The following is a 12,316-nucleotide window of genomic DNA, read 5'->3' as shown; positions in this document are numbered from 1 at the left end:
ATTGTTCGGTTTTTTTCGGTGGGCAATGAGGGATTCGAACCCCCGACCCCCTCGGTGTAAACGAGGTGCTCTGAACCAACTGAGCTAATTGCCCGAAAAGGTGTGCAAATATAGAATTCTTTTATCTTCTCCCAAAGAAAAAAATAAATAAATTTTAAAGGATTTCCGCTACTGTAAAATTGCTTCCTCCAACGAACACAAAATCAATAGGTTTAGAATTATCCAAGGCTGAATGATACGCTTCAAGCACTGAAGAAAAAGCTTTTCCTTTTAACTCAAATCCTTCTGCTGCTTCTTTTAAAACCTGAGCATCTAGGCCCCGTTCTAAATTAGGTCTACAAAAGTAATAGGTAGCCTCTTTAGGGAACAATGGCAGAATATCATCTAAGTTTTTCCCCTTGACGAACCCTAAAACGACATGTAAGCTTTGATAATCCTGTTTTAGTATTTGCTCTATCACCAAAGATAATCCCTCTTTGTTGTGTGCAGTATCACAGATAACTTTTGGCTCAGCCATCAATTGCTGCCACCTCCCCATTAAGCCTGTATTCTCCACAACCTTGTTCAAACCTGATTGTATGTGGTTTTCTTCAACATCGAAGCCTTTCAAGCTCAATATCGTGGTTAAGACACCCTTAATATTCTTATTTTGGTAAGCCCCTAAAAGAGAGGTTTGATATTCTTCAATCTTCTTTTGGTCTGCAAATACTAACGGAGCATTCTTCTCCCCCGCTATAGATTCAAAAACGGGTGCTATCTCTTTCTGATATTCACTAATAACAATAGGAACATTTTCTTTAATAATTCCGGCTTTTTCGTAAGCAATCATCTCAAGAGTGTCACCAAGCATATCAGTATGGTCCATGCCGATGTTCGTAATCAGTGATACTTCAGGGGTTATAATGTTGGTAGAATCTAAGCGACCGCCCAACCCAACTTCTACAATTGCAATATCAACACTTTCATCTGCAAAATATGCAAAAGCCATACCTACCGTCATCTCAAAAAAAGACAGATGATTTTCATCGAAAAAAGAATGGTTATCTTGAATAAAGTTAACTACAAAATGTTCAGGAACAGGTAGACCGTTTATTCTAATACGCTCGCGAAAGTCTTTTAAATGAGGTGAAGTATAGAGGCCTACCTTATAACCCGCCTCTTGAAGAATAGAAGCCAGCATGTGACTGCTAGAGCCTTTTCCGTTGGTACCAGCTACATGAATACCCTTAAATTTTTTATGCGGATTGTCTAGATGGTCGGTGAATTTAATTATACCATCTAATTTGGCTTTATATGCCTTGGCACCTTGTTGTTGATACATTGGAAGCTGTTTAAACATCCAATCTAAAGTTTCCTTATAGGTCACTCTCCCAATTTGAAGTTTACCACGACAAAACCGACTTGCTGGTTAGGTGCATTGGAATCTAAATTCCACTTATGCTTAAAGGCAGTTTTCTTTGCAGGGTCAAGTAAACAAGGGCTATTATTGGTAGTACCCTTTACGCCTGGGGTTGCCGAAACCACATTGCCATTTCGATCGACTATAATTTTGACGACTACCCTACCTTCTTCATTACACTCTTGCTTTACCTGCCCTTTACTCACCAAAGAACGTCCGTTCAGTCCGTAGCCACCTGTACCACTTCCAGAACCTGGGCTACCATAATAACTAGTAGCATAGGGATCACCATCAGGTTGACCTTTGTCACCTGCACGGTTATCATCACCTTCGCTACCGGAAGCGTTGCCATCAGATTTACTGATTCCGCCTATGAGCTCATCAAGCTTTTTCTTTTTGGCCTCTTGCTCTTTGCGTGCCTTTTCTTGCGCCTGTTTCTTCTCACGAGCTATTCTCTCAGCTTCGGCCTTTTTTCTCTCCTCAGCATCCTGCGCTTTCTTTTTAGCAATTCGCTCTGCTTCTTCCGCTTTGCGCTTCGCTTCTTGCGCTTTCTTTATTTTAATCGATTCTTCATTTTCTTGAGTCAACACCTTTTCCGCAGGGGCTTCTTCTGCAACTTCTTCCTCTGGAACCTCTTCAGCAACTTCCTCAACAACTTCTTCTTCCACTACCTCTTCTTGCTCTGTGGGTTCAACAGGGGGAGTATCTAAAGGTTCGGAACGAATTTTCTCTTTTGGCTGAACATTACCGCTACCAAAATCAGTAGTACCGAAGTTAACGGAGATACCGTTTTCTTCGGGCGGATCCATGTAGGTAAGCCCTATATAGAACAATACAAGGAGAAGCACACTTAGCAGAAAGGTTGTAAGTGTGAAAGATTTTTTCTTGTGTCTCGTGTCTAAAAATGACATTAATTGGGCCGCACGGCCAAGATTACCTTATAATTATTTCGGTTGGCAATATCCATAACGTTTACAGCCTCTTTAATGGCAACGTTTTCTTCAGCCCTTAAAATAATAGTAGGTTTATCCTGTCCTTCAAGTGCTTTTTTTAGTTCAATTTCAATGTATTCTCCGTTAATCCGTTCGTTATTGACAAAGTATTGTAAATTTTTATCAATACTAACGGATACATTTTGTGTGTTCGTCGACTTACCTTTTGCTTTAGGCAATAACAGGTCAAGTGCATTCGGCGAGTTCGCCGTCAGCATGAAGAATATCAATAAGAGAAATACGATATCCGTCATTGACGACATACTAAAATCAGGACTGACCTTGTTTCTACCTTTTAATTTCATTTGATAAAATTATAGAGGTTCGTTCAACAAATCTAAGAACTCTACGGCATTGGCTTCCATCTTGTGTACCACCTTATCGGTACGGTTCACCAAATGGTTATAGCCTATATAGGCTATAATACCTACAATAAGACCGGCAACTGTTGTTGTCATAGCCGTATAGATACCAGAAGCCAAAGAACCCATTTCGGCCTGGCCACCACTGGTAGCCATTTCATGGAATGCTAAAATCATACCAATTACGGTACCCAAGAAACCTATCATAGGTGCCGCACCAGCCACCGTGGCCAAAATACTAACGTTCTTCTCTAACTTATAAACCTCTAACGTACCCGCATTTTCAATAGCAGTATTGATATCGTCTAAAGGTTTACCGATTCTTGAAACTCCCTTTTCGGTCAACCGAGCGACCGGCGAATCGGTCTGTGCGCAAAGCAACTTTGCCGCATCTAACTTACCGTTTGTTACATGATCCCTAATCTGGTTCATGAAGTTTTTATCGATTTTGGAAGCAGCCTTAATGGCGAACAATCGCTCAAAATAGATATAAAGGGCCACGAACAATAACACGAACAGAACCGTGATGATAAGCACACTTCCCGTTCCTCCGTTAAAAATCAAATCAATTACCGAAAGCGTCTTCTCTTCTGACACAGCATCACCGATTGCGGGATCCTGTGCCATATCTTGAAATAACATCATATGAATTCTTAGGTATTACAGTTGCCTCTATAACGGTATTTTATCGATTAAATTATGCGTGTAGCACAAAATTTCTAATTAATACAAAAGCGACGGCACCACTAATAAAACCAATGAATGCGAGCCATGCGATTTTTTTAAGGTACCAGAAAAAATCGATTTTTTCCATTCCCATGGCCACAACTCCTGCCGCAGAACCGATAATCAACATACTACCACCGGTACCTGCTGAGTATGCTATAAAATGCCAAACAGGATCATCTACCGGTACAGAGAACATACCCATACTTGCTGCGACCAATGGCACATTATCAATGACTGCAGAACCTATACCTAATATAAGCACCACTAAATCAGATACCAACTCACCTTTAGATTCAGTACCCATCATCGGCAAATTACTCTCTAAACTTTCAGCAAAGTGAAACAGCATACCCAAAGACTCTAAAGCTGCTACGGCCAATAATATACCTAAGAAAAACAAGATACTTGGCAATTCAATTTTAGACAATGAAGCATGTACAGGAGAATGGTGACCGGTAGTGTCGTGCCCCTCACCATCGACAGCTGAAATACTGAACTTAGAATTACTATATATTTCAGCAAAAGTGGCGACCACTGCCAATGATAACATCATACCTACGTAAGGAGGCAAATGCGTAATCGTCTTGAAGAAAGGCACAAATACAATTGCCCCTAGCCCCAAATACAGCATAGTTGAACCAAATCTAGATTTTGGCTCGTCCATTGCATCCACGTCGGAAACAATATTACCGCTAAAAGCTTTGAACCTACTAGCCACAAATACAGGAACTACCATGCAAATAATAGAAGGTATCAACACATGCTCTACCAATAGGGGCGCGGTCACTTTATTTCCTATCCACAACATAGTAGTAGTAACATCACCTATCGGAGACCATGCACCACCTGCATTGGCCGCAATAATTACAAGACCTGTAAACCACAATCTTGTATCACGCTCTTTAATAACCTTTTGTAAAATGGTAACCAAAACAATGGTAGCTGTTAGGTTATCGATAATAGCCGATAGAATAAAGGCTAAGACCGCAAATAACCATAATAACTTTCTTTTACTCTTTGTTTTAATGTACCCTTTAATGGTAGCAAAACCATCAAAATAATCGATGATTTCAACAATGGTCATCGCACCCAGCAAAAAGACCAGTATCTCTGCGGTCTTTCCTAAATGGTGTAATAAGATTTCATCTATATGTGTAGGTTCGAGTTCTTTGAGTGCCGTGTTGACCTCAAAAACATCCATATGTGACAATGCAATTATTGCCCATAATATAGCCATCATGGCCAATGCCGGAATCAGCTTGTCGATTTTTATGTTATGCTCCATGGTTATCGCCAGATAACCCACTACAAATACAATGATAATAATTGTCTCCATTCTCTATTTTGGTTTATATTAGTTGTTTTAGTGCAATCTCAAAGGCCTTTCGGCTTATATTTTTTGGTGATGAATTTTGGCTAAAGATATTCAAAATTGCCTTCTTAATCGTAAGGCTGGTATCGTTAAAAATCATCTCATCATCCATCGCTACCCTTTTTTCCATGAAGTAGGCAAATACACGGGCCATACCACAATTCGAAATAAAATCAGGGATTAAACTGACTTTGCCATCGGCATACTCCATAATAGGTCCAAAGAAAATTTCTTTATCGGCAAACGGCACATTGGCACCGCATGAAATAACCTCTAGCCCAGATTCGATCATACGACTTATTTGCTCTTTTTGAATTAAACGAGAAGCTGCGCAGGGCGCAAATATCTCGGTAGGCAATTTCCATATTCTTTCATTAATCTCTTCAAATGAAATCAATTGATCGGCATCTGCCACCAAGGTGTTTCCTTTTTTATTCAAAAACAAGGTCCTAATTTCTTCAAAACTGAAGCCTTCTTCTTTTACAACACCTCCAGCTCTATCGATTATACCGACAACTTTAGCCCCCATTTGCGCCAAGTAATAGGCCGCAGCGGCACCAACATTTCCGAAACCCTGCACGACCGCTCGTTTACCTTCAACATCACCTCCATAAACATCATAATAATGGCGAACGGCTTCGGCTACACCAAAACCGGTTATCATATCGGCAACCGTATACTTTCTTGAAGTATCGGGCGAGTAACTTAAATGCTCAAGTGGCTTAATTACACCAAGGCGCAATTGGCCGATTCGATTGATCTTATCGGCTTCGGTCGGCTTGAAGTGCCCGTTGAAAACCCCTTCTTGAGGATGCCATACCCCGGCATCTTCGGTTATGGGAATAACTTCATGAATTTCATCTACGTTCAGGTCGCCCCCTGTTCCGTAGTAACTTTTCAACAAAGGTGACACGGCGTGATACCAGCGCTCTAGCACTCCCTTTTTTCTCGGGTCGTTAGGGTCAAAATTTATTCCAGATTTCGCCCCACCTATTGGTGGTCCCGAAACGGTAAATTTTACTTCCATGGTTTTTGCCAAAGAGAGCACCTCGTTCATATCAAGTCCTTCCCTCATTCTTGTTCCTCCACCGGCTGCTCCGCCACGCAGCGAGTTAATGACCGTCCACCCTTCAGCATCCGTTTCAGAGTCTTTCCAATTAAAGACAATTTCGGGAGCTTTGTTTTCGTAAGTATGCAGTAATTCTTTCATTGAATTGATTTAAAATTAATAAGACAGCTACTGTGATTCTTGTTAGAAAAGTTTTGTTTTTTACCCCTCACGGGGTTAGTGCTGTCTCATAATTTTATTTTTTAATCAATTTTTTACGGATGTCCGACAAATATAAAAATTTGCAATCGGTTTCAACCCATTTCTAATCAACAGTTAAAAAAAATGTATCTTTCAGAACCGTACCGCAATACGAGCCCAACCACCCACCACACAACTTATTTCTTAACCCCTTAAAAAACAATAAGAAGCATGGATTTTTCACTTTCCGAAGAACACATAATGATTCAACAAGCCGCCCGTGATTTTGCGAACAACGAGCTACTACCAGGAGTCATTGAAAGAGACGAAAACCAAACTTTTCCGCATGAGCAGATCAAAAAACTAGGAGAACTCGGTTTTCTAGGCATGATGACCGACACCCAATATAATGGAAGCGGCATGGATACGCTTTCATATGTTATTGCCATGGAAGAACTCTCGAAAGTCGATGCTTCGGCTTCGGTAGTTGTTTCGGTAAACAACTCGTTGGTCTGCTGGGGCCTTGAAGCATTCGGCAATGAAGAACAAAAACAAAAATATTTGAGCCGACTCGCTTCTGGTGAGGTTATCGGCGCCTTTTGCCTATCTGAGCCTGAAGCAGGAAGCGATGCCACATCTCAAAAAACCACCGCTATCGACAAGGGAGACCATTACATCTTAAACGGAACCAAAAACTGGATCACCAATGGTGGCACTGCAGATATATATTTAGTAATTGCCCAGACCAATAGAGAAAAGGGCCACAAAGGCATCAATGCGCTTATTGTCGAAAAAGGGATGGACGGATTCGAGATAGGGCCCAAAGAAAACAAATTGGGTATTAGGGGAAGTGACACCCACTCCCTTAATTTTAATGATGTTAAAGTACCCAAAGAGAACCGCATCGGCGAAGATGGTTTCGGCTTCAAGTTCGCCATGAAAACTCTGTCGGGAGGCAGAATAGGCATTGCGGCACAAGCTTTAGGAATAGCTGCCGGAGCCTATGAACTCGCTTTAAAATACGCAAAAGAGCGAAAAGCTTTTGGCACTGAGATTGCAAATCACCAAGCCATCGCCTTCAAATTAGCCGATATGCATACGCAAATAGAAGCAGCAAGAAACCTCGTTTACAAGTCGGCGTGGGAAAAAGACAATGGAAAAAACTACGATCTCTCAAGCGCAATGGCCAAACTATACGCCTCTAAGGTCGCCATGGAAACTACCGTTGAAGCAGTTCAAATACATGGTGGAAATGGTTTCGTAAAAGACTACCATGTCGAAAGACTAATGCGAGATGCAAAAATTACGCAGATATACGAAGGCACTTCCGAGATTCAAAAAATCGTAATTTCTAGAAGTATTTTGCAAAATTGAAAGCTTAAAAAGCACCTCCTAAAAATGCACCCCTAAAAATTCAGGGGTACGTTTGGTTGATTTTGGTATTTTTGTTTCACACCCCTTCTCAAATTATATTTTTTGTTATAAATATGCCTTGATAGAAGATTACACCCCGCAAAAACCTTATAAAGTTTGAACTATAAACTAAATTTGTCATTCTGATAATTTTTAGGGCCTCATAATCCATATTTAAACATATTTTAACATTTTATTAAAAACGCTGAATTTTTATCCGATTGTCTCGGAAACACTATAAATAATGCATCAAAAAAGTTATTTTTGAGGAAATACGATAATATATGACGTTGAAGAAACAAGGGTTGTACCTACCGGAATTTGAACATGACAACTGCGGAGCGGGATTCATCTGTAGTCTCAAGGGCAAAAAGTCAAACGATATCATTCACAAAGCGTTGGAGATATTGCATAAACTAGAACACCGTGGAGCGGTAAGTGCCGATGGAAAAACAGGTGATGGAGCGGGAATACTTATTGATATACCCCATAACTTCTTTAAAGATGTTTGTGAGTTTGATCTTCCAGAACCGGGAGAGTATGCAGTGAGCAACGTTTTCTTACCGCAAAAAGACAACCAACGAGATTTTTGTATTTCTGAATTTGAGAAAAACATAAAAAAACAGGGCCTTAATCTTCTTGGCTGGAGAGATGTACCTGTTAACCGTTCAATACCTGGGCGAATTGCTATGGAAACAGAGCCATTCGTCAAGCAAGTATTTATCGGCAAAGAAAATGATGAGCAAGATGAATTCAATTTCAACTTGAAACTTTATGTTGCCCGAAAAGTAACCGAGCATTCTATCATAAAGTCAAAACTTTCAGAAAGTAAGTTTTTCTACCTTCCAAGTTTATCAACCAATATTATCATATTTAAAGGTCTTTTGATGCCGAAAGACATCAGTCTTTATTATAAAGATTTGATGGATCCACGTGTAGTTACCCGATTATCTTTGGTACACCAGCGGTTCTCGACCAACACCTTCCCAACTTGGGATCTAGCACAACCCTTTAGGTATATGTGCCATAATGGTGAAATCAACACCTTACGTGGTAACGTGACCCGCATGCGTTCTCGTGAAGAATTATTGAAAAGTGATCTTTTTGGTGATGACATCAAAGAGATACTACCTATAATACTACCCGGCAAATCTGACTCGGCAACTATGGATATGGTTGTAGAGCTTCTATTGATGACCGGGCGTTCATTACCTGAGGTAATGATGATTTTAGTACCGGAGGCCTGGGAGAAAAACCCAGACATGTCGGAAGCCAAAAGAGCTTTCTACGAATATCACTCTTGTATGATGGAACCTTGGGACGGACCAGCTTCTATTCCATTTACCGATGGAAATTATATTGGTGCCGTACTTGACCGTAACGGTCTAAGACCATCTCGATACTCAGTAACTAAAGATGGTTACGTAGTAATGTCTTCTGAAACAGGGGTGGTTGATATCGCTCCGGAAAATGTTGAGTTTCACGGTCGATTGGAACCAGGCAAGATGTTCTTGGTGAACATGGAAGAAGGTCGTATTATCAACGATGAAGAGATCAAAGAAAACATAGCTAAAAAGCTTCCGTATCAAGAATGGTTAGATAAAAATCTCGTTCATTTAAAGGATATCCCTTATAATGATTGTCCATTGTTTTTAGGAGAAACCTCCCTAGAAAAACGGAAATCAGTTTTTGGTTATACCCTAGAAGACATTAATACCATTATTCTCCCCATGGGGAAAAATGCCAAGGAACCAATCGGCTCGATGGGTTCAGATACGCCTATAGCAGTACTTTCACAGCGCCCTCAGTTGATATATAATTATTTTAAGCAACTGTTCGCTCAGGTGACGAACCCACCTCTTGACGGTATACGGGAAGAGCTGATCACCGATATCAGTTTAACTTTAGGTAGCGACCACAACATATTCGACTTTTCTGAACTTCATTGTAGAAAGTTGAAAATTCAGAATCCGGTGATATCCAAAGAAGATTTGGATAAAATCAAAAATTACGATGCAAGTCCTGATTACAAAGTAGTTTCAATATCGACCTTGTATGATATAGAAAAAGGTCTAAACGGACTTGAAGATGCACTGGAGTCAATTTTAAACCAGGCTTCAAAAGCAGTAGACCAAGGCGCGAACATTCTTATTCTTTCCGATAGAAATGTTAATGAGAAAGAAGCTCCGGTTCCCGCCCTTTTGGCATGTTCCTTTGTGAATAGTGGTCTTCAGCGCTTAGGCAAAAGAAATAAAATGAGCATCATCATCGAATCGGCAGAGCCAAGAGAAGTACATCACTTCTGTTTACTTTTCGGTTTCGGTGCCAGTGCCATCAACCCTTATTTGGTAAATGAAATTATCGGAGAGCAAATCGAAGAACACGATATTACCGAATATACCTTTGAAGAGGCCGTCAAAAATTATAACAAGGCAATCGGTAAGGGTATTTTAAAAGTAATGAACAAAATCGGTATCTCGACCTTGAACTCCTATAGAGGCTCACAATTGTTCGAATGTATCGGCATCAATACCAAAGTAGTAGAAAAATACTTTCCGAACACCCCAACCCGTATTCAAGGTATCGGTCTTTACGAAATTGAAAAAGAGGTCGCCAAAAGGCATAAGAAGGCATTTTCCAAGAAAGAAGTGGCGGCTTCACTCGACCTAGAAATTGGTGGAGAGTACCGTTGGAGAAGAGAAGGCGAAAAGCACATGTTCAATCCACTTTCAGTTGCCAAACTTCAAAAAGCGGTTCGAGGTAACGAACCAGAAACTTATAAAGAGTTCTCACAGATGGTCAATGAGCAGTCAAAAAGTCTCATGACTATTCGTGGATTGTTCGAATTCTCTAACTATGACCCAATACCTTTGGAGGAAGTAGAGTCATGGACAGAAATTGTAAAACGATTCAAGACAGGCGCTATGTCGTATGGGTCTATCAGTAAAGAAGCTCATGAAAACTTGGCCATTGCCATGAACCGTATCGGTGGAAAAAGTAATTCTGGCGAAGGTGGTGAAGACGCCGAACGTTTTTATAAAAATGCAACGGGTGACTGGCGAAACAGTGCTATCAAGCAAGTTGCTTCTGGCCGTTTCGGGGTAACTTCCGACTACTTGACCAATGCCCAAGAAATCCAAATTAAAATGGCACAGGGCGCCAAACCTGGCGAAGGTGGTCAATTACCTGGGCCCAAGGTGAATCCGTCTATTGCAAAGACCAGAAATTCAACCCCGTATGTAGGTTTAATTTCTCCACCACCCCATCACGATATTTATTCTATTGAAGATTTATCTCAATTGATATACGATTTAAAATCGGCGAACCGTGAAGCAAGGGTGAATGTAAAATTGGTTTCAGAAGTAGGTGTCGGCACAGTAGCTGCCGGTGTTTCTAAAGCAAAAGCCGATGTTGTTCTAATTTCTGGTTTCGATGGCGGTACTGGTGCATCGCCCCTTACCTCTTTAAAACATGCAGGACTACCTTGGGAACTTGGTATCGCCGAAGCTCAACAGACCTTGGTCATGAACGATCTTCGTAACCGTATCGTACTAGAATGCGACGGACAGTTAAAAACGGGCCGTGATGTTGCCATAGCTTGTTTGCTAGGTGCCGAAGAATTCGGTTTTGCAACGGCACCGCTCGTAGCTTCAGGTTGTATTATGATGCGCGTTTGCCACCTCAACACTTGCCCTGTAGGTATTGCTACTCAAAACCCTGAACTTAGAAAGAAATTCACGGGTAAACCAGAACACGTAGTTAACTACATGTATTTTGTAGCGCAAGAATTGAGGGAAATAATGGCTCAGTTAGGTTTCCGTACGGTCAATGAGATGGTAGGCCAAGTTCAAAAACTGGACAGAAAAAAGGCTATAGACCATTACAAGGCTGCCGGAATTGACCTGACCCCGATCCTTTATCAAGTAGACGTTCCTGCAGGAACCAAGTTCTACAACACCCAGACTCAAGATCACGATATCAAAAATTCAATTGAGTTTGACATTATCGCCAAGGCCAACCCGTCGTTGTTCCGTAAAGAGAAATTAACACTTGATTTCCCGATTACGAATACCGATAGAGCCGTAGGTGCCATTATAAGCAATGAAATTTCTAAAGTTTATGGTGCGCAAGGTTTACCGATAAACACTCTAAAATTGAACTTTACAGGCTCGGCAGGCCAAAGTTTTGGTGCATTTGCCACTAGAGGTTTGACCATGACAGTTAATGGTAATACCAACGATTATTTGGGTAAAGGGCTTTCAGGTGCCAAACTCGTGATAAAAGTGCCAGATGGTTCGACCATTGTGCCTGAAGAAAATGTTATTACCGGTAACGTAACACTTTACGGTGCGACAGCGGGTAGAGCTTATATCAACGGCAAGGCTGGCGAACGTTTCTGTGTGCGAAATTCAGGGGCTAAAGCAGTTGTTGAAGGTATTGGTGACCATGGCTGTGAATATATGACCGGTGGTGTAGCTGTTATTCTTGGTGAAGTCGGAAGGAATTTCGGTGCGGGAATGAGTGGTGGTATCGCCTACATTTTCGACGAGAAAAAGACCTTTAGAAAAAAGTGTAACAATGAAGCACTTAATCTATTGGATGTAACTGAGGACAATGACATCAAGCAACTTAAAGATTTGATTGAAAGTCACTACAACTCGACCTTGAGTCCGTTGGCACAAAGAATACTTGAAAAATGGGAAACCTGTCTTCCACAGTTCGTGAAAGTATTACCAGAGGAGTACAAGCAAGCATTGATTCGCTTGGAAAAAGAAAAATTAGAAACGATATAAAATCGAG

8 protein-coding genes and 1 tRNA gene are annotated in these 12,316 nt (G+C 40.9%); 2 read left to right on the top strand and 7 right to left on the bottom strand.

What is annotated here, in order from left to right:
* Positions 1 to 19 precede the first annotated feature (19 nt).
* The 7 genes from IV512_RS12810 to IV512_RS12780 all read right to left on the bottom strand — a co-directional run bounded on the left by IV512_RS12810 (position 20) and on the right by IV512_RS12780 (position 6,064).
* Positions 20 to 94 (bottom strand) — tRNA-Val (locus tag IV512_RS12810).
* A gap of 60 nt (positions 95 to 154) precedes the next feature.
* On the bottom strand, positions 155 to 1,366 hold the full coding sequence (locus IV512_RS12805) for a folylpolyglutamate synthase/dihydrofolate synthase family protein (protein WP_209403973.1): 1,212 nt from the start codon (positions 1,364 to 1,366) through the stop codon (positions 155 to 157).
* Positions 1,363 to 2,310: an energy transducer TonB gene (locus tag IV512_RS12800; protein WP_209403971.1), complete on the bottom strand. Its 948-nt coding sequence runs from the start codon at positions 2,308 to 2,310 to the stop codon at positions 1,363 to 1,365. The genes IV512_RS12805 and IV512_RS12800 overlap by 4 nt, the downstream gene beginning before the upstream one ends.
* Complete coding sequence (locus tag IV512_RS12795) at positions 2,310 to 2,696, bottom strand: biopolymer transporter ExbD (RefSeq protein ID WP_100869501.1); 387 nt, start codon at positions 2,694 to 2,696, stop codon at positions 2,310 to 2,312. The genes IV512_RS12800 and IV512_RS12795 overlap by 1 nt, the downstream gene beginning before the upstream one ends.
* Before the next feature lie 9 nt (positions 2,697 to 2,705).
* Positions 2,706 to 3,398 carry a MotA/TolQ/ExbB proton channel family protein gene (locus IV512_RS12790; protein WP_209403969.1) on the bottom strand — a complete coding sequence of 231 codons (693 nt, stop codon included), beginning with the start codon at positions 3,396 to 3,398 and terminating at the stop codon, positions 2,706 to 2,708.
* 52 nt (positions 3,399 to 3,450) lie between these two features.
* Positions 3,451 to 4,818 carry a sodium:proton antiporter NhaD gene (nhaD, locus tag IV512_RS12785; RefSeq protein WP_209403967.1) on the bottom strand — a complete coding sequence of 456 codons (1,368 nt, stop codon included), beginning with the start codon at positions 4,816 to 4,818 and terminating at the stop codon, positions 3,451 to 3,453.
* 13 nt (positions 4,819 to 4,831) lie between these two features.
* Complete coding sequence (locus tag IV512_RS12780; RefSeq protein WP_209403965.1) at positions 4,832 to 6,064, bottom strand: Glu/Leu/Phe/Val dehydrogenase; 1,233 nt, start codon at positions 6,062 to 6,064, stop codon at positions 4,832 to 4,834.
* A 270-nt stretch (positions 6,065 to 6,334) separates the two neighbouring features.
* Here IV512_RS12780 and IV512_RS12775 point away from each other — a divergent pair, with 270 nt between their 5' ends.
* Both IV512_RS12775 and gltB read left to right on the top strand, forming a co-directional pair.
* Positions 6,335 to 7,477: an acyl-CoA dehydrogenase family protein gene (locus IV512_RS12775; RefSeq protein ID WP_209403963.1), complete on the top strand. Its 1,143-nt coding sequence runs from the start codon at positions 6,335 to 6,337 to the stop codon at positions 7,475 to 7,477.
* Between the two features lie 323 nt (positions 7,478 to 7,800).
* On the top strand, positions 7,801 to 12,309 hold the full coding sequence (gene gltB / locus IV512_RS12770) for a glutamate synthase large subunit (RefSeq protein WP_209403961.1): 4,509 nt from the start codon (positions 7,801 to 7,803) through the stop codon (positions 12,307 to 12,309).
* The last annotated feature ends 7 nt before the right edge of the window (positions 12,310 to 12,316 follow it).

This window comes from Pseudozobellia sp. WGM2 (genome assembly GCF_017810075.1).
In the GTDB taxonomy this organism is placed as follows: domain Bacteria; phylum Bacteroidota; class Bacteroidia; order Flavobacteriales; family Flavobacteriaceae; genus JADNYK01.
Note: the sequence above shows the minus strand (reverse complement) of the source record. Positions and strands in the feature narration are given on the sequence as shown.

Excerpts from the sequence above, each read along its gene's own strand:
- IV512_RS12800 (WP_209403971.1), bottom strand. The coding sequence starts at position 2,310 with ATGTCATTTTTAGACACGAGACACAAGAAAAAATCTTTCACACTTACA.
- IV512_RS12795 (WP_100869501.1), bottom strand. The coding sequence starts at position 2,696 with ATGAAATTAAAAGGTAGAAACAAGGTCAGTCCTGATTTTAGTATGTCG.
- IV512_RS12790 (WP_209403969.1), bottom strand. The coding sequence starts at position 3,398 with ATGATGTTATTTCAAGATATGGCACAGGATCCCGCAATCGGTGATGCT.
- gltB (WP_209403961.1), top strand. The coding sequence starts at position 7,801 with ATGACGTTGAAGAAACAAGGGTTGTACCTACCGGAATTTGAACATGAC.
- nhaD (WP_209403967.1), bottom strand. The coding sequence starts at position 4,818 with ATGGAGACAATTATTATCATTGTATTTGTAGTGGGTTATCTGGCGATA.
- IV512_RS12780 (WP_209403965.1), bottom strand. The coding sequence starts at position 6,064 with ATGAAAGAATTACTGCATACTTACGAAAACAAAGCTCCCGAAATTGTC.
- IV512_RS12775 (WP_209403963.1), top strand. The coding sequence starts at position 6,335 with ATGGATTTTTCACTTTCCGAAGAACACATAATGATTCAACAAGCCGCC.